Origin of the sequence: Rhizobium etli 8C-3, assembly GCF_001908375.1 — a bacterium.
GTDB classification, from domain to species: domain Bacteria; phylum Pseudomonadota; class Alphaproteobacteria; order Rhizobiales; family Rhizobiaceae; genus Rhizobium; species Rhizobium etli_B.
In genome coordinates, this window is the sequence record NZ_CP017241.1 from 262,519 (window position 1) to 281,656 (window position 19,138).

The 19,138-nt window shown below is 59.5% G+C and carries 23 protein-coding genes and 1 tRNA gene; 11 read left to right on the forward strand and 13 right to left on the reverse strand.

What is annotated here, in order from left to right:
* Positions 1-119: 119 nt before the first annotated feature.
* Both AM571_RS01280 and AM571_RS01285 read right to left on the reverse strand, forming a co-directional pair.
* Positions 120-1,364, reverse strand: a complete 1,245-nt coding sequence (locus AM571_RS01280; protein WP_074059838.1) for a hypothetical protein — start codon at positions 1,362-1,364, stop codon at positions 120-122.
* 5 nt (positions 1,365-1,369) lie between these two features.
* Complete coding sequence (locus AM571_RS01285) at positions 1,370-2,434, reverse strand: glycoside hydrolase family 5 protein (protein ID WP_074059839.1); 1,065 nt, start codon at positions 2,432-2,434, stop codon at positions 1,370-1,372.
* Positions 2,435-2,567: 133 nt separating this feature from the next.
* Between AM571_RS01285 and AM571_RS01290 the strand changes: the two genes are divergently transcribed.
* Positions 2,568-4,163 carry a GumC family protein gene (locus tag AM571_RS01290; RefSeq protein WP_074059840.1) on the forward strand — a complete coding sequence of 532 codons (1,596 nt, stop codon included), beginning with the start codon at positions 2,568-2,570 and terminating at the stop codon, positions 4,161-4,163.
* 114 nt (positions 4,164-4,277) lie between these two features.
* Positions 4,278-4,610: a hypothetical protein gene (locus AM571_RS01295; protein WP_074059841.1), complete on the forward strand. Its 333-nt coding sequence runs from the start codon at positions 4,278-4,280 to the stop codon at positions 4,608-4,610.
* 4 nt (positions 4,611-4,614) lie between these two features.
* On the opposite strand, the gene AM571_RS01300 is transcribed toward AM571_RS01295, so the two are convergent.
* From AM571_RS01300 to AM571_RS01315, 4 genes are all read right to left on the reverse strand, one after another.
* Positions 4,615-5,079 (reverse strand): DoxX family protein, encoded by a 465-nt coding sequence (locus tag AM571_RS01300; RefSeq protein ID WP_237358520.1) that lies wholly within the window; start codon positions 5,077-5,079, stop codon positions 4,615-4,617.
* A gap of 10 nt (positions 5,080-5,089) precedes the next feature.
* Positions 5,090-5,872: a DNA-binding domain-containing protein gene (locus tag AM571_RS01305; RefSeq protein WP_155774399.1), complete on the reverse strand. Its 783-nt coding sequence runs from the start codon at positions 5,870-5,872 to the stop codon at positions 5,090-5,092.
* 8 nt (positions 5,873-5,880) lie between these two features.
* Positions 5,881-6,732 (reverse strand): DUF692 domain-containing protein, encoded by an 852-nt coding sequence (locus AM571_RS01310; RefSeq protein WP_074059844.1) that lies wholly within the window; start codon positions 6,730-6,732, stop codon positions 5,881-5,883.
* Between the two features lie 73 nt (positions 6,733-6,805).
* Positions 6,806-7,090 (reverse strand): DUF2282 domain-containing protein, encoded by a 285-nt coding sequence (locus tag AM571_RS01315; RefSeq protein ID WP_074059845.1) that lies wholly within the window; start codon positions 7,088-7,090, stop codon positions 6,806-6,808.
* Between the two features lie 225 nt (positions 7,091-7,315).
* Here AM571_RS01315 and AM571_RS01320 point away from each other — a divergent pair, with 225 nt between their 5' ends.
* Together AM571_RS01320 and AM571_RS01325 are read left to right on the forward strand one after the other, a co-directional pair.
* Positions 7,316-7,882, forward strand: a complete 567-nt coding sequence (locus tag AM571_RS01320; protein ID WP_074059846.1) for a sigma-70 family RNA polymerase sigma factor — start codon at positions 7,316-7,318, stop codon at positions 7,880-7,882.
* A complete protein-coding gene (locus AM571_RS01325; protein WP_074059847.1) occupies positions 7,869-8,504 on the forward strand; it encodes an NrsF family protein in 636 nt (211 codons plus the stop codon). The genes AM571_RS01320 and AM571_RS01325 overlap by 14 nt, the downstream gene beginning before the upstream one ends.
* 584 nt (positions 8,505-9,088) lie before the next feature.
* Here the strand turns inward: AM571_RS01325 and AM571_RS01330 are convergent.
* From AM571_RS01330 to AM571_RS01345, 4 genes are all read right to left on the reverse strand, one after another.
* Entirely contained in the window at positions 9,089-9,271 is a 183-nt protein-coding gene (locus AM571_RS01330) for a DUF3606 domain-containing protein (RefSeq protein ID WP_074059848.1), read from the reverse strand.
* A gap of 118 nt (positions 9,272-9,389) precedes the next feature.
* On the reverse strand, positions 9,390-9,833 hold the full coding sequence (locus AM571_RS01335; RefSeq protein WP_074059849.1) for a hypothetical protein: 444 nt from the start codon (positions 9,831-9,833) through the stop codon (positions 9,390-9,392).
* A gap of 464 nt (positions 9,834-10,297) precedes the next feature.
* Positions 10,298-10,828 (reverse strand): c-type cytochrome, encoded by a 531-nt coding sequence (locus AM571_RS01340; protein ID WP_074059850.1) that lies wholly within the window; start codon positions 10,826-10,828, stop codon positions 10,298-10,300.
* Positions 10,829-11,467: 639 nt separating this feature from the next.
* Positions 11,468-11,554 (reverse strand) — tRNA-Leu (locus AM571_RS01345).
* 203 nt (positions 11,555-11,757) lie between these two features.
* On the opposite strand from AM571_RS01345, the gene AM571_RS01350 reads away from it, so the two are divergent.
* Positions 11,758-12,177 (forward strand): BA14K family protein, encoded by a 420-nt coding sequence (locus AM571_RS01350; RefSeq protein ID WP_074059851.1) that lies wholly within the window; start codon positions 11,758-11,760, stop codon positions 12,175-12,177.
* A 3-nt stretch (positions 12,178-12,180) separates the two neighbouring features.
* Here the strand turns inward: AM571_RS01350 and AM571_RS01355 are convergent, their stop codons facing one another.
* The gene (locus AM571_RS01355; RefSeq protein WP_074059852.1) at positions 12,181-12,474 is read right to left on the reverse strand and encodes a SelT/SelW/SelH family protein; all 294 of its coding nucleotides are present in this window, start codon (positions 12,472-12,474) and stop codon (positions 12,181-12,183) included.
* 157 nt (positions 12,475-12,631) lie between these two features.
* Between AM571_RS01355 and AM571_RS01360 the strand changes: the two genes are divergently transcribed.
* Together AM571_RS01360 and AM571_RS01365 are read left to right on the forward strand one after the other, a co-directional pair.
* On the forward strand, positions 12,632-13,177 hold the full coding sequence (locus AM571_RS01360; RefSeq protein ID WP_074059853.1) for a sugar O-acetyltransferase: 546 nt from the start codon (positions 12,632-12,634) through the stop codon (positions 13,175-13,177).
* Positions 13,178-13,253: 76 nt separating this feature from the next.
* Positions 13,254-13,712, forward strand: a complete 459-nt coding sequence (locus AM571_RS01365) for a GFA family protein (protein ID WP_074059854.1) — start codon at positions 13,254-13,256, stop codon at positions 13,710-13,712.
* 52 nt (positions 13,713-13,764) lie between these two features.
* On the opposite strand, the gene AM571_RS36835 is transcribed toward AM571_RS01365, so the two are convergent.
* Positions 13,765-14,202 (reverse strand): hypothetical protein, encoded by a 438-nt coding sequence (locus AM571_RS36835; RefSeq protein WP_196776300.1) that lies wholly within the window; start codon positions 14,200-14,202, stop codon positions 13,765-13,767.
* Positions 14,203-14,359: 157 nt separating this feature from the next.
* The gene (lepA, locus tag AM571_RS01375; protein WP_074059856.1) at positions 14,360-16,192 is read right to left on the reverse strand and encodes a translation elongation factor 4; all 1,833 of its coding nucleotides are present in this window, start codon (positions 16,190-16,192) and stop codon (positions 14,360-14,362) included.
* Positions 16,193-16,334: 142 nt separating this feature from the next.
* On the opposite strand from lepA, the gene AM571_RS01380 reads away from it, so the two are divergent.
* From AM571_RS01380 to recX, 4 genes are read left to right on the forward strand one after another with little or no spacing between them, the layout of a single operon-like run.
* Entirely contained in the window at positions 16,335-16,901 is a 567-nt protein-coding gene (locus AM571_RS01380; protein WP_074063009.1) for a helix-turn-helix domain-containing protein, read from the forward strand.
* A gap of 21 nt (positions 16,902-16,922) precedes the next feature.
* Positions 16,923-17,444, forward strand: a complete 522-nt coding sequence (locus tag AM571_RS01385) for a GNAT family N-acetyltransferase (protein ID WP_074059857.1) — start codon at positions 16,923-16,925, stop codon at positions 17,442-17,444.
* Positions 17,445-17,504: 60 nt separating this feature from the next.
* Positions 17,505-18,530, forward strand: coding sequence for a histone deacetylase family protein (locus tag AM571_RS01390; protein WP_074059858.1), 1,026 nt, complete (start codon positions 17,505-17,507; stop codon positions 18,528-18,530).
* Positions 18,531-18,539: 9 nt separating this feature from the next.
* Positions 18,540-19,094: a recombination regulator RecX gene (recX, locus tag AM571_RS01395; protein WP_074059859.1), complete on the forward strand. Its 555-nt coding sequence runs from the start codon at positions 18,540-18,542 to the stop codon at positions 19,092-19,094.
* Positions 19,095-19,138: the final 44 nt, after the last annotated feature.

Below are 19,138 nucleotides of genomic sequence, written 5' to 3' on the forward strand. Positions count from 1 at the left end.
CAAGAGAAGCTGTCAAGGACTTGCAGGCTCCTGCATCCGCTCGTTACGCTCCAACTTACGCAAATCATGGCGAGGCTTTGTTCCGCCTGCGCCGTCGCGTATCCCCGCCGCGCAACCGCTCAGGCAGAAACCGGCATGCCCACTTTACCGGCAGCGCGTTTCCCGCGCACGCCCTCGTTGACCCTCAGGAAGCCGACGAGCAGCCAGACGAGGCCGGCCGTCTTCATGGAGAATATCGCCGTGGAGCCGATCATCAGGTTCAGGAACATGAAAAGCGACAGCGAATGGGCAAGACGCTTCTGGTTCGGCGTCTCGCTTGCCGGGAAAAAGGAGACGAACAGCCAGAAGAGGATGAGGCCGAAGATCGTGGCGCCATAGGTTATGTAGACGTAGCCGCTGTCGACAAAGGTCGTGGCTTTCTCGAGTTCAAGGCCAAGTGCAGCCGGGATATCCATCGCGAGGATGTTCCGGATTGTACCGCTGATGCGGCCGACGAAATCGTCGTCATGGGCATCGGGACGGAATGCATGGATGACGAAGCCCATGACGATAATCGTCGGCATCATCAAGAAATCGCAAATCTTCGGAATCCACGGAAAGATAAAGTAGCCGCCGAGGCAGGCCAGGCTGAATATCAGCATCGTACGCGTGTCGTTGGTCACGAGGATCAGCATGACGGCGAACACGAAGAGCAGCCGGTCGAACGATCTCAGGCGATTGGAAAAACTGACGAGATAGATGACCAGCACGCCACAGAAATTGGCAAGGGACACCTGCTCCAGGAAGATCGATGAGGACCGGTGATCGATAATTCCGAAGGAAAAGCGGGACGGGAAGCCGAGCGCGCCGCGAAACAGCCCGATGTCGCTATAGGTGGCGCGCGGCACGCCGCGGGTGTTTTCGAAATATTCAGCCGGATGGAAGAGCGCCACATAGGCTTGCACAGAGACAATCTCGCAGATCAGCACCGCCAGCACGACAACGCAGCATAACTTGAATATCAGCTTCAGCGTTCGTTCGTTCGTCCATCGGCCCATGATGACGAAAGCGAAGATGATGAGCACGTTGCGCAGGTGGTCGATATAGCCTGAGCGATTGACCGCGATCACATAGATGGTGAGGAGGATTGTCGCCAGCAAATAGCCAAGCGGAGCGAGGTCTTCTTCATAAAGGCCCCTCTTCAAAAGGAAGCCAAATGAATAGATCAGCAGCAGGATTTCGCTGAGGGCGACATGTGACGACGCAAGGGGCGTGATGTTGTGATTGATGAAGGCGAGAATGCAATTATAAGTGACCGCCAGCACGCCGACTGCCAGGATGCCGTAGTCGATCGGTTCCTTCGTTGTTGCATCTCGCTGCTCCATCTCCGCTACCTGCCCATCGTCCGGCACGCGTCCTCGGCAGGAGAAGGCGCCTTGGCGGCGGCTTCCAGCACCGCGATCTGCTTTCGCTCATGGCCCTCGTGGGGCTGCACGTTCAAGGGCTCGCTTTCTGGCCACCAGTCGCCGGCCACCCAATAGGTCCAGCCAAGCCAGACGTCGGAATTGTCGTGGATCGCATCCAGAACCGACTTCAAGCCGGCGATGCATTCCGGTGCCTGCGAAACGCCGAATTCGCCCAGCAGGACCTTGGTGCCGTTCTTGCGAGCCCAATCGGACATGCCGATGATGGCATTCCTGGCATTCTCACTGCCGGAGCATTCGTCATGCGTGCCGGAAAAGTCGCTGTCGAAATATTGGTGAACCTCGAAGGCATAGTTCTTGCGCGGGTCCTTGACGCCGAGCATCACGGTGTCGTTTGGCCCGCCCGGGCCATCGGACTGCCAGGAATGGGCGCCTGTCCATTTCGTGCCCGGCACGAGGATCAGATTGTTGGCGCCGACTGCCCGGATGCCGCGGAACGCCGCGTTGGCTGCGTTCAGCCATTTGTCGCTGGCAATGTCGTGTGGCTCGTTCATGAGCCCGAAAATCACGTCGTCCTGGTTGGCAAATTCGGATGCGAGTCTTGTCCAGAAATCTGCAAATGCCAGCGTCGTCGCCGGCGGTGTCCCGACTTGGGTTTTCTTGTACTGGGCATAATTGTGCGGATCGAGAATGACGCTCATCTTATGTTTTCGAAAAAGCGCCACCGTGTCCTTGATGCGCTGGAGTTCGGCGTCGTCCAATGCCTGCCCGAGTTCGGGCTGCAGCCGCTCCCACAAGAAAGGCAAGCGGACGATATTCATCCCCTTCTGCTTGAAGTAGCCGATCGTCACTTCGGAGGGGTAGGCATAGTCCTTGAAAACCTCTCCCTCCGGATTGCCGAATTCTCCACCGGAAAGGTTGATGCCGCGAAAGCAGGGGCCCGCGGCGTCGGCAGGGCCCGCGTTCCACGGCAGCATTGCTGCCGCGGCAATCGTCAGCATGTGGCGCCTTGGGGAAAACGCGGCCTTCATCGATCTCGCTTTCAGGAGTTCTGCCATGTTCCGGCAATATCGGGTAGGGTATCTTAACGCTCCGTTAGCTAAGGATTTCTAAAGTCGGTCTACCTCCGCCAAAGATCTGTGTCGGCAGGTCACGAGTGTGTTCATGAGCCAATTCGACAGGAACAGGGTTAGTCGGCTGCCTAGCTGGCGAAGCTACGAGCCTGCGCCAACCGCGCCGGAAAGCTCTCCCGCGCGCGCGCCTGTCCTCAGGCCTGGTGATTTCGCAAAATCCAATCCCGAGCCGGAGGCGCAGCCGTCGCCCGCACCGCCAGAAAAGGACTTGCGCCGGACACAGCCTGTGCCATTGAAGCCGCAGCCTGCCATTGTCCGCGCAGTGCCGGTTTCAGTCGATCCTGACGCGCCGCTTGTCGATACGCGCTCGGTCATCTTTGCGATCTGGAACAGAAGGCTGATTGTCCTCGCCCTGACCGCGCTCGGCGCTTTGGCGGGCGGCGCCCTGCTGCCGTTGCTGCCGCAAAAATTCACCGCAAGCACCAGCCTTTACTTCGACCCGCGCCAGATCGGACTTGCTGATCCGCAGACACAATCAACGACGATTTCGCCCGAGATGATTTCGTCGATGATCGACAGCCAGGTGCAGATTTTGATGTCCGGAAATGTGCTGCGCCGGGTTGCCGATACGATGAAGCTTGCAGAGGATCCGGAATTCAACGGCGGCCGGAGCGACGACGCAGCTGTGGTCGGCGCCCTTGAGAAGGCGCTCACGATCACCCGCCAGAGCAGCACCTATGTCGTATCGCTGACGGCCGTGACGAACAACCCGGAGAAATCCGCCAAGCTTGCAAACCAGGTCGTGACTTCCTTCATGCAGGAGGAAAGCAGTGCCTCGACAGGTCTGTATAAGAATACCGCGGCGACGCTCGATGTTCGATTGACCGATCTGCGCCAGAAAGTGCAGGAGGCCGAGCAGGCCGTCGAGACCTTCCGCGCCGACAACGACATGGCGGCAACGGAGGGCAATCTGATTTCCGACCAGCGCCTTGCCTCGTTGAATACGCTGCTGCTGACTGCGCAGGAAAAGACGATTCAGGCCAAGGCCCGCGCGGATGCGGCCGCCAATATGAGCTTCGAGGATGTCGTCGCCAATAGTCGAACCGAGGGCGGTTCTGTGAACTCGTCGCTCGCGAGCCTTCGACAGCAATATTCCGCGCAGGCCGCAGCCGTCGGCAGCCTCGAAAGCCAGATGGGTGCGCGCCATCCGCGCCTGCAGGCCGCCCGCTCGTCACTGCAGAGCATTTCGGGCGAAATAAAGGGGGAATTGCAGCGCATGGTGGCTTCGGCGCGCGCCGATTACGAGCAGGCGACAAAGGCCGAGGAGGCGATTGCCAAGGAACTTAACATTCAAAAGGCACTGCAGGCGACCACGTCCGACAAGCAAGTGGAACTCAACGAACTGCAGCGCAAGGCGACGGCCGCCCGGGAAATCTACGAGAGCGTCCTGAAGCGCTCCAGCCAGACGACCGAGGAGCAGAACCTTCCGCAGAGCAATATCCGCGTCATTTCAGAAGCCGAACCCCCAACGAAAGCGGACGGCCCCGGCAAGAAGACCCTGTTGGTCGCCGGCGTCATCGGCGGGCTGTTCACCGGCTTTGCCGCCGGCGCGGCATTTGCGATCCTGGCAAGCCTCTTTGCCCATCCGGTCATTCGGAGCTATTTCCGCCGGCACGCCCAGCGGTAGAGGGCTTCGAAATCAATTTGTCGTGCCCGTGCCTGCTCGACGGCTTGATGCCTGCTTTGCTGCTTCCTAGATTTGAGGACGCTGGAGCCCCTCCTGCGATGAAAGGTCACCGATATGCGATCCCTGCCGATGTTGCTCGCTGCCCTTTCTGTTGTCAGCGGCGTGATCGCCGGGCCGGCTTTTGCAGCGGATTGGAGCCGGGCGGGCAAAGCAGACATTCAGCCCCTTTATCCCTATCCCGATCTCCCCGGTGTCAAGTCTCAGCCTGACAAGAGGGATGAGGAACAATATGCCTGCCGCACCGAAACACGCGGCATCCGTCGCAATGGGGACTGGATCTTCCGCTCCGGCGGCATGCCAACCACCGTCTATGTTTGCGATCGCGACGGCTATGTGACCCAAGGGACGAGAGTGCCTGCAAGAGGCCATTATCAGCCGGTGCGCTGAGGCTTCATGCCGTGCGGGCAAAATGTCGTGCGATGAAGTGGTCGATTGAAATGCGTCCCGGTCCGCCTGCGATGATAACCAGAAAGCAGACGGCCCAGGTGCCGTGTGTCGGCCATGCATCGGGATAGACGAAGATTTCGATCACCAGCGTCATTCCGAGAAGAGCCAGTGCCGAGAGCCGGCTTGCAAATCCCATGATGAGAAGAGCCGGGAACAGGTGCTCGGCGAAGGCTGCAAGATGCGCGGCGAGCCAGGGATCGATAAACGGCAGCCGGTATTCCGTCTGGAACAGATAGACGGCATTATCGGAAACGCGCCAGCCGTCGAGCTTGGTTTGCCCGGATTGCCAGAATACCGCGCCGATCGAGATGCGTGAAATCAGGGCGATCAGGTCGTGCGGGATATGACCGAGGAGACGAAGCACACCGCTGAGTTTCTGCGGAAGGCCGCGAGCTTCTATCCTTGTCATGGTGCTCTCTTCATTCATGATTGTCTCCCGCGCCGTTCCAGCGCACGTCGATGAAGGCGCCGGCCTGCAGCGCGCCGGCGAGGTTGGATGAAAGATCGAAATCCGGCGCCGCTTCCGTGGCGTGCTCCAAGGCGGCAACGAGTGCGGCACCCTTTGCAAGTTCCGATAGGAAGGTCGCTCCGCCTGCCGGCAGACGATGCACTTCGACAATCGTACCTGGCCTCACGACCAACACGTCCTCGCCGCTCCAGTCTTCAATCGGCCGAAGCTCCATCTCGCCGGCATTCATTGCCCAGATGGTCACAATCGGATGAGGGGATGTGAGGACCGACAGGGAGGGGTGGGCGAGGAATGTCAACTCGGCGAGGCGATCCGGATCGATTGCGGCCAGCCGCTCGGCCTGCAGCGGAGCCGCGTCTGCCGCGTGGTAGGCTCGCCCGCGCGCCGCTTCCAGACGGATCACATCCGCAAGATAGGCGACGTCCCTGGCGGGCTCGAAGCGTTCGACGAAATCCGCAAGGTCGTCGCCGTATGCAAGAAGCAGCGGCGAGCGCGGCGGACAGAGCCGAATGAATTCATGCGACATCGCGGCAAAGAACTCTTTGCCGACGATCTTTTCGGCCACGGGAAACCGAGAGGCGAGCGCCCCCGTCAGTCCGATCGCCACGTTGTTGCGATAGACGCCAAAACGGCGCTTCGGCCGCGGCCCATTCCAGGCGGTCAAGCCTTCGGGAACCGGCAGGGAGATGTCGGTCAGTGCTGCTGCGAAGTCGTCTTGCGTCGTGGTTGGCACAGAGAACCTCATGCGGCCCGACGTGCGGAGCTCTTGAGGATCGCATCAGCGGCCTCTGCTTCGGCGCGCAATACCGGCCATTCCGGCACGTCGTTGTCCCATTCCACCAGGCTTGCGATTGGCCCGGTTCGGTTGATCAGTTCCTCGTAGAGCGCCCAGACGGGATCCTTTACGGGCGTGTCATGCGAATCGATCAAAAGCCGCGCGCCCAAATCGTCCATCGTTTCCGAATGACCGCTCAGGTGGATTTCGCCGACAAACTGAACTGGAAAGCGGGCGAGATAATCGCGCGGGTCCATATGATGGTTGGTGGAGGCGACGAAGACGTTGTTGACATCGAGGAGCAGGCCGCAGCCGGTTCGCCTGACGACTTCGGCGAGAAAATCGGTCTCTTCGATCGTGCTTTCCTCGAAGAGCAGATAGGTGGCCGGATTTTCGAGCAACATCTGCCGCTTCAGCGTGTTTTGCACCTCATCGACATGTTCGGCGACCTGCGCAAGCGTCGCCTCGGTATAAGGCAGCGGCAGGAGGTCACTGAGGAAGACTGCAGCGTGCGTCGACCAGGCGAGATGTTCGGAAAAGCTCTCCGGTTCGTAGCGGTCGCAAAGGGATTTCAGGCGGGCAAGATGCACCTTGTCGAGTGGCTGCATCGAGCCGATGGAAAGGCCGACGCCATGGATCGACAGCGCGTAATCTTCTCGCAACTTTCCAAGCTGGGCATGCGGCGGCCCGCCCGCACCCATGTAATTTTCGGCATGCACTTCGAAGAAGCCGATCGGCTGTGGCTTTGCATAAATGTCGGTGAAATGCTGCGGCTTGAAGCCGACGCCGGCGCGACGGGGAAGTCCTGACGCTTTCATGTCATCTCTCCTGGAAGTGGGACGGCGGTGCTGATAGTCGGGCGCCGCCGATCTTTTCGCATATGTTTGGATGTCAGGCCGGGGCCGGGCCTTGCTTCAGAGAGCCGTGACCATTCGGCGTCTTCATCGCCTCGCAGGTACCGGCCGGAACGAGCTTCCAGGCGTTTTGCTGATAGTCGACCTTCGACGTTCCGGCGCAAGTGGTCCCCGGTCCGGCCGCGCAGTCGTTCTGGCCCTTCATGGCAACGCCGTAGCACTTTTCCTTGTTGTCCGCGGCCGAAGCGGCGGGAGCGGCAACAGTGGCAAGCGCCGAAGCGAGCGAGCCTGCGAGAGCCAGCGTAACGATGCTGTTTTTCATTGTTCATCTCCGTGAGAATGGCAATCCGTGATTGGCTTGCATTGCGGGCTACGGAGGCGATCGATGGAATGTTACATCGCGTATTGCATTTTTTTGCCGGCCCGGCTTGCCGACTTCGCGATTGCAGGGGAAAAGGCCTGAGAACAAAGGCTCGCCCGCTACCGCGAAGTAATTTCGAACAAGCGGTAACAAAGATGTGTGCCCTCTCGTAGAGGATTATGTCGGGTGAAATATTCAGCGCGGGAAGAGGAATGGGCAGGCTGGATGCGGAGCGCCATGGATGGCGATGTTAAGGCCTATCATCGCTTTCTTTCAGCTGTAACGCCTCATCTGCGCGCCATGGCCCGCAGGCGCTGCGAGCAATTTGGCGCGCCGGCAGGCGAGGCCGAGGATGTCGTTCAGGAGGTGCTGCTTGCTGTTCACCTGAAACGCGGAACCTGGGATCCGGCTCGGCCCATCGGACCTTGGCTGTCGACGATCGTGCGCAATAAGCTGATAGACAGCCTGCGCCGCCGCGGCCGTCACATCGATGTGCCGATCGACGATGTGATGACAACGCTCGAGGCGGAAGAACAGGCGAGCAACTTGGATAGGCTCGACGCCGAACATATGTTGAATCGCCTGAAGGATCCGCAGCGTGATATCGTGCGTTCGATTTCGATCGAGGGAGCAGGTGTTCGCGAAACGGCCGAAAGGCTGAAGATGAGCGAAGGTGCGGTACGCGTGGCGCTGCACCGGGCGTTGAAGTCGCTGGCGGCCTTATACCGGAGTGAGACGAGTGAAGACCGATGACCTGATCAGCCTGCTGGCCCAAGACGCGCCCATCCGCATGCGGCTTGGGCCCTTGCTCGTGGGAGCGCTTTTGATCGGCGTCGCAGTCTCGACAGCGTTGCTTCTGTCGGCAGTCGGTATTCGCCCCGACATGGCAAGCGCGATCGAAACGGCACGCGTGCTGTTCAAGGTGGTTGTGACCTTGACGCTTGCCGTCGCCGCTTGCGGGCTTGTCTTTCGCATAGGCCGTCCAGGCGTTCCGCTTTGGCTTTCAAGCCTGGCGCTGTTCGTGCCGCTGATCCTGCTCGTGACAGGCGCCGCCGCCGAACTGTCGGTCACACCGCAGGATGCATGGGAAACCGCCATGCTCGGGCGCAACGCGAGCTTCTGCCTGTTCTTCATCCCGGTCCTGTCGCTCGCGCCGCTTGCGGGTTTTCTCTGGGCGCTGAAAAGTGGTGCTGCGGAAAGCCCGGGCCTTGCCGGAGCCGCAGCCGGCCTTGCTGCCGGCGGGATAGCAGCAGCTCTTTATGCCTGGCACTGCACGGACGACAGCCCGCTATTTGTCGCGGTCTGGTACACCACGGCAATCGCGGCAGTGACAGCCATCGGCGCGCTGATCGGATCACGATATCTGAAGTGGTAAGAGAACGGTGGTTACGAGGCGACGTGCCTTCGCCATCGGCTTTGGAAGCCTGCGATACTTTCTTGGAGGATCCTGTCCTTGACAAGAAGACGTTGAAAAGCTGGCGGAGCCCGGTCGCGCCTCGTTGCCGGCAATCTATCCACTGGGTGAACAGCTGCAGCACGTGGCGTTTAATCTGGTGGCTTCGTTCGAGCTACCGTTCGAGCTGGTCGCAAAAGTACATCGGCCGCGGCGACCAGACGAAAATGCTATCACCGAATGCACAGGGCGCGGCAAATTCACTATGAAACATGGATTTGAGTGTTTCTGCCCGGCAACGTGCAACATCTGACACGAGTGATTGTCGAATTCGCCAATTACGGGGCTGTTTCGGCGGCCCCTTTGTATTCTATCTTGCCGACTTCGTGTTCATTGCGATTGATCGATCGCATGGGGAGGGGATTGCCCTTCCGGATCACCTGGGTGCGTTGTCCAGGTGAAGATCAACGCAACGGCGCAAGCGATCAGAAAGATTATCGCGACGAACGTCATCATGCGGCGCGGTGGTTTTCGACGTTTCGTGCTCATCGCCTGAACCTGAGCGGTTATTTCTGCAGCGCTTTCGCCAACTCGTTTGCCTTGTCGCGACTATTGCCGGCCCTCTTTATGATGTCCTTCGCTTGCTCTACCGTCAGGCCATGCTTTTGCTTGAAGTAGTACAGCTCGTACGGCTGGTTGGTTGCAACCCGTGTGCGATCCCTTCCTGTGGCCTTCTTGTTGTCTGCCATTCCGTCCTCCCAAGTTTGCGATGCCGACCGTAGGAACGATTTGAATAACAAGTTGGTTCAGGCGGCCCAAGCAATAGGGCAACGAACGTTGTCGGATCGCGCTCAGAATACCAGGCAATCACCAAAACTTGGGGGGCTGCAAGACCCCCCGACTCGGATCGAATATATGCGGCCGCAAGGTACTGGGCGGGGGGTTTGTTGCTCCGCCCGAGGTGCCGGGGGGACTGGTTGGCCCAGGAGGTGTGATCGGCAGCTCTGGAGCTTGTCGGATCCCGCCTGCACCTGGCGATGTTGACGGAATGGCTTTTAACACCTGCGTGAGTAGCTGAAGAGGAGCCGTGACCGCGTTGGAAACGTCGGAAACGGCCTTCGCCACCGGTTGGGCTTTGTCGGCGAGCTTGTTTGCTTCGTCTATGAGCTCGCGAGCGTTGCGCAGTTCCGCCGTCCATTTCGCCGGTGGCGGCGGCACAAGGCTGTAGCGGTCGGAAACTACGACCGCAAGATAGAGGGTCCCGAGAAAGATCCAGATCTTCAAGAAGAAGGTAACGAGTTCCTTGATCATTACGCACCGCCCGGTTGGATGCGCAATTTTGCGCCCAGGCTTGAAGTGAGTCGAGCGGCGGTACAACCACATTCCCTAATCAAAAGTGATGACGCCACAAACGTAGGCTGTCCCTGCTCAGGCGCCCGTATCTTCGCGCGTCGATCACTGCAAGCTGAAGAAGGAATATCTCGCGTAAGCAACAGAACGCGCGCCGCTGTTACCACGGTGCCCGATACACGGCAGAGCAGATCAAGGCGCTGAACAAGCGCAAGCGGAGGGGGCCCTGTGCACCTCGAGCCGCAAGCTGCCCTTACCGGGGAAACGAAGCTCGGTTTCAAGGGCGTAGGGCAAAACCGGCTCTGGCCGAGACAGGACACCACCTTGGAGGAAGTGCTGAGATAGGAGGGATCGATGCAGCGTTCGTCGGCTGCTTCGGGTGTCGGCTGAGGCCCATAACTCCACCGTCACCGTCTCGCGGTATCCTAGTTTGGCGCAGCGGCTGCGGTTTCACCCGGTGGTAAGATCCGGAACATAAAGGTCGAAACCTTCTCCCCCGGCTTGAAAGGACCAGGTATCTGATGGCTGACCGGTTTCAGGCCTTGAAGAAATGCTGCAATCGATGTCACGTCTTCCTCAGTGAGCTCCGCGAATACATGCCACGGCATAATTGGCGCCAGGGTGCGACCGTCGGGTCTCTGCCCGGTCTGAATCGCAGTCACGATCTGCTCCCTGGTCCAGCTGCCGATGCCGGTCTCCTTGTCAGGCGTAATGTTGCGGCCGACGAAAACCCCTTCCCCCGGTATCTCAAAACCGACATCCGAGCCGCCCAGAAATCGCGAGCTATCCGGTTTTCCGAAGAAATATCCTGGTGTGTGGCAGTCGTTGCAGCCGCCGATCCTGACGAGATATTCGCCCCTGGCAGTCTTCGTATCGTCGGCAGCCGCTGCCATGGAAGGCTGCAGACACATTGCATAGGCGGCCAAGAATGCGAACCGGGCGCTCAACCGAAACATCTTGCCCTCCGTGGCTTAGCTCACAACTGGAATGAATTGAATATCACGTTGAAGCCGCTCTATATATTAGCCATTTGGAATTATCGATTGCGCGAAGGACCCGCTATTTTAGGCAGCGTCACGGCATTCAGGAGGATCTTCCGGAAATTCGAAGTCACCGACGATGTTGGGCTTTGGACGCTGCCGGGGATTGAGGCGCTCGCGTCATCGGAATCGGCCGCATGGCGATGCGTGTCGCCTAAGCGATGCGATTTTACGCATAGTCAGGGCTCCTGAAGTAATGGCGGAGCGCGTGACGTGCGTCAGTGAACCCGACACTAGCTTCGCGGATGAGCGACGATAAAGAGGGGGCCCGCCTTTGACGAATGAGGAGGCCAATAGCGATGACTGCCTGATGGATGGCGCAATCCGCTCGCTACTGAGGCTCTCGCCATCCACAGCGGGCGCGATGACCATGATCCCGTCTTCTCTCCTTATGCGGCTGCCCGAACCTTGAGCTACTTCGCCGATCGGGGTCCCCGAGGCTGGGGAACGGTCCGGACGTTTCCGCAGCATTCGAGTTATCACCTGTGACCCGCGCCAATGACCCAGCGAGCGGCCGGGAAGCCGTTATCAACAAATCAACAAGTTAAGTGGGAATGGTGCCCAGAAGAGGACTCGAACCTCCACACCCTTTCGGGTACCAGCACCTGAAGCTGGCGCGTCTACCAATTCCGCCATCTGGGCGACGGAGAGGCATGTAAGGGGGTGGCTCTTTGCTGTCAACTGGCTTTTTGAAGTTTTCCTGACAGGCTGGAAAAAAGAGCGAATATGCCTCCCGAAGAAGTCGATACGGGACGATCACGCCGAACTGAACGGATTTCAATCTTGTGGTGGATGCCATGCGGCGGCGGGTGTTCTATATCTGCAGTAGCAGAAAGGAATCAGTGATGTCTGCTCTTCGAACGATCATCTTTGGCTCCGTCATCGCCATCGTGCCGCTTGCGGCCAGTGCCGCGCCTCCGCTTGCGCCGCTGCAACAGCGCAATCCGACGATCATCAATGTTCAGTCGACCTACTGCGACTATCGCGGGTGCTTCGGCTTCGGACCGCAACAATGGCACCGTCCTGCTTATATCCAGCCGAATTATCGTCCGCCGGAGGCGAGAGGGCCGACCTATTACCAGCCGCGCGCCCAGCCCAGGCGGCAGCTCTACTACGATCCGCCGCCAATCCGCCGGATACGTCCGCCAGCGAAGGATATGCATGTGGAATGGTGCCGAAATCAGTACCGGACCTACAATCCGAGGACCGATCGTTTCGTGACCTACGAGGGCATCTACAAGACCTGCAAATCGCCCTTCGACTGAGGATCAGCTCTCGAGCGAAACGCGGTCGGCGTGACCGAGATCGCGGCCGGGCTCGATGATGTCCCGCACCCGCTGCTTGAGTTCCTTCGGCCCTGGGAAACCGCCGTCGCGCTTGCGCTCCCAGATGAGGTCGCCGTTGACGCGGATTTCGAAATTGCCGCCCGTACCCGGAACGAGCGCCACTTCGGCGAGGCTGTCCGCAAAGGTGTGCAGCAGTTCCTGTGCCATCCAGCCGGCGCGCAGCAGCCAGTTGCATTGGGTGCAGTAGAGGATCGTCACGCGGGCTTTGTCGGTCATCGGCAGGTTCCTTTCAATATTCCGATTTAGGGCCTTCGTGGCCGCTTCGCAACGTCCGGCTTGCGCGGGAAGGCCATGGCATGTTCATGTCACGAAATCAGCTGTGGTGCTTTGCGGGCAAGTTCGCATGATAGGCGGACAGCAGCGGGAGAGGCAGATGAACGAGCGGGAGAAGATGGCGGCTGGCGAGTGGTATTGTTGTCTTGATGGCGAACTCGAAGGGCTGCGCCGGCTAGCGCGCAAGGCGGTTCATCAGCACAACACGATGCCGCCGGACGAACGCGGCAATATGGCACCGGCATTGGCGGTGCTGTTTGCCAAGGCGCCTGCCGACGCATTCGTCGAGGCGCCGTTTCATTGCTCCTATGGTGTGAACATAGCCCTCGGCAATCGCGTCTATCTCAATGCCGGCTGTACCATTCTCGATTCGGCAACGGTATCAATCGGCGAGCGTTCCATGCTGGGGCCGGGCGTGCATATATATTGCGCGGAACATCACAAGGATGCGGCCCTTCGCAAAGCCGGGATCGAGATCGCACGGCCGGTTTCAATCGGGGAGGATGTCTGGATCGGCGGCGGCGCAACCATTCTGGGCGGCGTCTCGATCGGGGATGGCGCAATCGTCGGCGCAGGCGCGGTTGTGACGAAAGATGTGCCGAGCGGTGCGACGGTCGTCGGCAATCCGGCTCGGATACAGATGTGATTTCTTATCCATATCGACATTGGCCTTGATTGACGCCGGATGGCGCTAGATTAACGGCGAACACGGAGGATAGGCGATGGCCAAGAAGAACCTGCCATGGGAAGGTGGCTGCCGTTGTGGCCGCGTCAGGCTGAAGATCAGCGCAAAGCCGCTGCTCACAATGGCATGTCATTGCACCGGCTGCCAGAAAATGTCGTCCAGCGCCTATTCTCTGAGCGCCGCGATACCGGCGGAAGGCTTCGAGGTAACGCGGGGCGAACCCGTAATTGGCGGGCTGCACGGCGTAACAAGACACTATTTCTGCCCACATTGCATGAGTTGGATTTTTACGCGACCCGAGGGCATGGACTGGTTCGTCAATCTGCGTGCAACCATGCTGGATGATACAAGCTGGTTCGCACCTTTCATCGAGACTTGGACGAGGGAGAAGCTGTCATTTGCCGAAACCGGCGCGGTCTATAGCTTTGAGACGCTGCCGGAAATGGATGCCTATGAGGGGCTGGTGAAGGAGTATATGGCGCGGGATGAGGCTTAGAAGCCTTGGATCAGAGAAATTCAGGCGGCAGAAATCTCGTTGCCTTTCGAAGTCAGGTCTGCGACCAATCCCCCGTTTCGTCCGGCTGAACAACGCCAACGATCTCTTGATTTGAGGATTCGACCACGATGCCCTTGCAGGCAATGTTGTCCTCTGATCCGATCTTAAGTTGATAACCGCTGTCCTCGCTCCAGTTCCGCCAGGCGCTCCTTGCAGATCGCTTCGGCGGAACGGTGGAGGTTTTCTGTCCGCTCGAGCAGCCAACCAAGACAACGACGCGGGCAAGCTCGCGCTGCTGTTCTTCCGGCAGATGTTTCAAGGACGATCGCATGGGTGTACCGATCGGCCAAGGGCGATTCGTCGTCTGCTGCTGGAAACTGTAGGAACGGCGGCGGCTTGCAAGCCGGCGCAATCTTCCGCGGCCACGGCGGAGCGGGACGGTAACTTGCTTTTCAGGGGCAGGTGCTTCGCCGCTTAGCACTTCTGCCATGCGCTCCGTCGCCATCATGTCGCGTTGAAGACGACAAGCGGATCAAGCCGCATCATGATGCCGGGCGGCTCCTGCATAGAGAAGCCGGCCAACAGTGCTCGCAACGCCGGCGCAGGTTATGGGCAGACAATCTGCGCATAACGTCGAAAACAAGGATTTACTCGTCGCCCATCTTCAGCGCTGCGATGAACGCCTCCTGCGGGATTTCCACCTTGCCGAACTGGCGCATGCGCTTCTTGCCGGCCTTCTGCTTGTCGAGCAGCTTGCGCTTGCGGGTGGCGTCGCCGCCGTAGCACTTGGCGGTCACGTCTTTGCGCAGCGCTGAGATGGTTTCGCGGGCAATCACATTTCCGCCGATCGCCGCCTGGATCGGGATCTTGAACATGTGCTTCGGGATCAGCTCCTTGAGCTTTTCGCACATGTCTCGGCCGCGCTTTTCAGCCGCTGTCCGGTGCACCATCATCGACAGCGCGTCGACCGGTTCGCCGTTGACCAGAATCGACATCTTGACGAGGTTGCCTTCGCGGTGATCGGTCAACGCATAGTCGAAGGAGGCGTACCCCTTCGAAATCGATTTCAGCCGGTCGTAGAAATCGAACACAACTTCATTGAGTGGCAGATCGTAAGTCAGCATTGCCCGCGTGCCGACATAGGTTAGTTCGATCTGGATGCCACGACGATCCTGGCAGAGCTTCAGGATGCCGCCGAGGTAATCGTCCGGCGTCAGGATCGTAGCTCGGATCCAGGGTTCGTGGATTTCTGAGATTTTCACGACATCCGGCATGTCGGCGGGATTGTGCAACTCACGCTCCGTACCGTCGGTCATGTACATCTTATAGACGACGGAAGGCGCGGTTGCGATGAGGTCCAGGTCGAATTCGCGTTCCAGGCGTTCCTGGATGATTTCGAGATGAAGCAAGCCGAGGAAGCCGCAACGGAAGCCGAAGCCGAGTGCTGCGGACGATTCCATCTCGAATGAGAAGGAGGCGTCGTTAAGGCGCAGCTTGCCCATCGCGGCGCGCAGATCTTCGAAATCGGCAGCATCGACCGGGAAGAGACCGCAGAAGACGACGGGCTGGGCCGGCTTGAAGCCAGGCAGCGCTTCGGCAGTCGGTCGCTTGTCCTCGGTGATCGTATCGCCGACGCGGGTATCGGCCACTTCCTTGATGCTGCCGGTGATAAAACCGATTTCGCCAGGACCGAGGCAATCCACATTGACCATCTTCGGCGTCAGCACGCCGACGCGTTCCACCTGATATTTGGCATCGGTGCCCATCATGCGAATTGTCTGACCCTTGGTCAGTACGCCATCGATGACGCGCACCAGAACCATGACGCCGAGATAGGCGTCGTACCAGCTGTCGACGAGCAGGGCCTTGAGCGGCGCCTTTTCGCCGCCCGGGCTCTTCGGCGCCGGCAGCTTGTGGACGATGGCTTCCAGCACGGCTGGAATGCCGAGACCGGTCTTGGCGGAAATCAGGACCGCGTCGGAAGCGTCGATGCCGATCACCTCCTCGATCTGCTCCTTGATGCGCTCAGGTTCTGCCGCCGGTAGGTCGATCTTGTTGAGGACGGTGACGAGCTCGTGGTTGTTGTCGATCGCCTGGTAGACATTGGCAAGCGTCTGCGCCTCCACGCCCTGGGACGCGTCAACGACGAGCAGCGACCCTTCGCAGGCCGAGAGCGAGCGCGAGACTTCGTAGGCGAAGTCGACGTGCCCGGGGGTGTCGATCAGGTTCAGGATGTAGGTTTCGCCGTCCTGCGCCTTGTAGTGCAGACGCACGGTCTGCGCTTTGATGGTGATGCCGCGCTCGCGCTCGATGTCCATGTTGTCCAGCACCTGCTCGGACATTTCGCGCTCGGCAAGGCCGCCGGTCGTCTGGATCAGGCGGTCGGCAAGCGTCGATTTGCCGTGGTCGATGTGGGCCACGATCGAGAAGTTGCGGATGTGGGACAGCGGAGTCGTCGGATTGGTGCTCATGCGCGCCATATAGCAGTGCCGCCCCCCGCCGCAAAGCGGAAAAGAAGGACTCCGTTTAGGATAAAATGCATGTCATGGGCGGTGGCAAAAACCACTTGATTCTATTATATGACCATGTATTTCTATTATATTGGAATCTATGGATCGAACGATGGAAACGGAACTCGAGACGGCAATCGGCATTCGCATTCGCAAGCTCAGGATCGAAAAGGGGCTGACGCTGGATGACCTTGCCAATGCCTCCGGCGTCAGCCGCGCGATGATTTCGCGCATCGAGCGGGCGGAGGCGAGCCCGACGGCCTCGCTGCTTGCAAGGGTCTGTGCCGCGCTCGGGCTATCGCTTTCGTCCTTCTTTGCCGATGAAGGGCAGGGCTCGCCAATTGCGAGGCGTCACGAGCAGCAGGTCTGGCGCGATCCGGAAACCGGTTATCTGCGCCGCTCCGTCTCGCCGCCCGCAACCTCGTCCGGGGTCGATATCGTCGACGTAGAGTTTCCCGCCGGCGCCCGCGTCAGCTTTCCGCCGCATACGGCAAGCCACGGCATGACCCAGCACGTCTGGATGTTCGAAGGCGAGATGGAGATGACCACCGGCGAAACGGTGCATCACCTTCTGCCCGGCGATTGCCTCTTCATGCCGGTCGGGGAGGGCCATGTCTTCTGCAATCCCACCACCAGACCCGCCCGCTATTGCGTCGTGCTCAACCGTGGCACCCGCTGATTTGATTTCAGGAGAGAGATCGTGACCGTTATTCGTATTCTTGATTCACAACAGGCCAACGCGGCCATTCCGGAACTTTGCGAGATACTTGCCGACTGCGTGAAGGGCGGCGCCTCGGTCGGTTTCATGCAGCCTTACACGGCGGCCGACGCGGAGCCCTATTGGAGGAGCGTCGCAGAAACAGTCGGGGCGGGCGTCAACTTGCTCGCCGTGGCGGAGATCGACGGAAAGATCGTCGGAACAGTGCAGGTCGGATTTGCCTCGATGCCGAACCAGCCGCACCGTGGCGATTTGAAGAAGCTGCTCGTGCATCGGTCTGCACGCGGCAAAGGCTTGGCACGGCTGCTGATGGAGGCGATCGAATACGAAGCCGCAAGACATGGCAAGCGCCTGCTGGTGCTCGACACGGCAACCGGCAGCGAAGCGGAGGCGATCTATCCGCGGCTCGGCTGGGAGCGCGCCGGCGTCATCCCGGATTATGCGATGTGGCCGGAGGGCGGCTATTGCGCGACCACGCTTTTCTACAAGCGCATCGCCGCTTAAACCATTGACAAGGCAGCCGTCTGCCGCGCCTTATCCAACAAAACAGATCGGGAGAAGCCGGTGCGCGTCATCTATTCCGAAGACCACAAGCTGCGCGATGCGAAGACAGAGCTGCATGGCGGCCTGTTGGTGACGCCGTTCGAAGGACCGTTTCGCGCAGAGTGGATCCTGGAAGCAGTCAAAGAGGCGGGGTTTTCGGATGTTGTTGCGCCGGAACGGCATGGACTGGAAACCGCACTGAAAGTGCATGACGCCGGCTATCTCGACTTCCTGTCAAAGGCTTGGACTATGTGGCAGGCAAGCGGGGCTGCGGGCGAGGCGATCCCGACCTCGCTGCCGGTGCGCCGTGCAACGCAGCGCGTACCGAACGATATCGACGGCATGCTCGGCTATTACGCCAATGCCACCGAAACCTCGATCACCAACGGCACCCACGAGGCGGCCGTCGCCTCGATGCAATGCGCGATCACCGGCGCTGATTGGCTGAATTGCGGAAACCGTTTCGCCTTCTCGCTTTGCCGGCCTCCCGGCCATCATGCAGGCATCGACCTCTTCGGCGGCTATTGCTTCATCAACAACGCCGCCGTCGCGGCGCAACGCCTGCTGGATATCGGCGCAAAGAAGGTTGCGATCCTCGATGTCGATTTCCATCACGGCAACGGCACGCAGGACATCACCTACCGCCGCGGCGACATCTTTTTTGCATCGCTGCACGGCGAACCTGCCAATGCCTTTCCCTATTTCTGGGGCTATGCAGATGAAACCGGCGAGGGCGAAGGAGAAAACTGCAATGCGAACTACCCGCTCCCGCGCGGTACGGCCTGGGCTGCATGGTCGGCGGCGCTTGCGGATTCGCTTGCGCGCATCAAGGCTTTTGGTGCCGAAGCCATCATCGTCTCGCTTGGCGTTGATACCTTCGAACGCGATCCGATCTCGTTTTTCAGGCTGACTTCCGATGATTTCACACGCATGGGCGCGTTGATCGCCAAGGCGGGCCTTCCAGTCCTGACCTGCATGGAGGGCGGTTATGGAGTGAGGGAAATCGGTTTCAACGTCGCCAATATGCTGAAAGGGCTCGAGGCCTAGAAGCCTTCAATGGACGACCAAAATCAGCCATCCGATGTTCCGACGCCGCGCATGCTCTCCTGGGCACGCAACTCGACGATCTATCGCCTCGAGCGCCGGATGATGACGGAAAAACAGCTCTTCGATGCGATCACGCGAAAGGCGAAGCAGAAATTCGAAGACATCAGTCCGGCGCAGCTGAAGGCACTTGCCGCTTCGGCGGTCAAATTCGCCTACGACGTGAAGGCTCTGGACGACGTGGCCTATGCAGCGGTGAGCACCCGCTCGGCGGTACGCGGCGGCAAATCGAAACGCAGCATCGCGCAAAAGCTCTCCTCGAAAGGGGTGGCAAGCGATATCGTCGATACCGCGATCGAGCATGCCGACGATCTGTTCGCCGCCGTCGTCTTCGCCCGCAAGCGCTCCTTTGGTCCGTTCCGGCATTGCGACGTTGATGAGAAGCGAAAGGTGAAGGAGCTTTCAGCTTTTGCCCGGAATGGATTCAGCTTTGAGATCGGCAGGAAAGTATTCGCCATGAGCCGCGGCGAGGCTGAAGAGGTGCTCGAACCCGGGCTGGCGCTTTAGCGTCTTGGTGCATAAAGACCGCTTATGTCCGGATCAGAAGTTTG

Excerpts from the sequence above, each read along its gene's own strand:
- AM571_RS01360 (WP_074059853.1), top strand. The coding sequence starts at position 12,632 with ATGAACGAGCGGGAGAAGATGGCGGCTGGCGAGTGGTATTGTTGTCTT.
- AM571_RS01290 (WP_074059840.1), top strand. The coding sequence starts at position 2,568 with ATGAGCCAATTCGACAGGAACAGGGTTAGTCGGCTGCCTAGCTGGCGA.
- AM571_RS01295 (WP_074059841.1), top strand. The coding sequence starts at position 4,278 with ATGCGATCCCTGCCGATGTTGCTCGCTGCCCTTTCTGTTGTCAGCGGC.
- AM571_RS01300 (WP_237358520.1), bottom strand. The coding sequence starts at position 5,079 with ATGACAAGGATAGAAGCTCGCGGCCTTCCGCAGAAACTCAGCGGTGTG.
- lepA (WP_074059856.1), bottom strand. The coding sequence starts at position 16,192 with ATGGCGCGCATGAGCACCAATCCGACGACTCCGCTGTCCCACATCCGC.
- AM571_RS01380 (WP_074063009.1), top strand. The coding sequence starts at position 16,335 with ATGGAAACGGAACTCGAGACGGCAATCGGCATTCGCATTCGCAAGCTC.
- AM571_RS01355 (WP_074059852.1), bottom strand. The coding sequence starts at position 12,474 with ATGACCGACAAAGCCCGCGTGACGATCCTCTACTGCACCCAATGCAAC.
- AM571_RS01350 (WP_074059851.1), top strand. The coding sequence starts at position 11,758 with ATGTCTGCTCTTCGAACGATCATCTTTGGCTCCGTCATCGCCATCGTG.
- AM571_RS01310 (WP_074059844.1), bottom strand. The coding sequence starts at position 6,732 with ATGAAAGCGTCAGGACTTCCCCGTCGCGCCGGCGTCGGCTTCAAGCCG.
- AM571_RS36835 (WP_196776300.1), bottom strand. The coding sequence starts at position 14,202 with ATGGCAGAAGTGCTAAGCGGCGAAGCACCTGCCCCTGAAAAGCAAGTT.
- AM571_RS01365 (WP_074059854.1), top strand. The coding sequence starts at position 13,254 with ATGGCCAAGAAGAACCTGCCATGGGAAGGTGGCTGCCGTTGTGGCCGC.
- AM571_RS01315 (WP_074059845.1), bottom strand. The coding sequence starts at position 7,090 with ATGAAAAACAGCATCGTTACGCTGGCTCTCGCAGGCTCGCTCGCTTCG.
- AM571_RS01340 (WP_074059850.1), bottom strand. The coding sequence starts at position 10,828 with ATGTTTCGGTTGAGCGCCCGGTTCGCATTCTTGGCCGCCTATGCAATG.
- AM571_RS01335 (WP_074059849.1), bottom strand. The coding sequence starts at position 9,833 with ATGATCAAGGAACTCGTTACCTTCTTCTTGAAGATCTGGATCTTTCTC.
- AM571_RS01280 (WP_074059838.1), bottom strand. The coding sequence starts at position 1,364 with ATGGAGCAGCGAGATGCAACAACGAAGGAACCGATCGACTACGGCATC.
- recX (WP_074059859.1), top strand. The coding sequence starts at position 18,540 with ATGGACGACCAAAATCAGCCATCCGATGTTCCGACGCCGCGCATGCTC.
- AM571_RS01330 (WP_074059848.1), bottom strand. The coding sequence starts at position 9,271 with ATGGCAGACAACAAGAAGGCCACAGGAAGGGATCGCACACGGGTTGCA.
- AM571_RS01285 (WP_074059839.1), bottom strand. The coding sequence starts at position 2,434 with ATGAAGGCCGCGTTTTCCCCAAGGCGCCACATGCTGACGATTGCCGCG.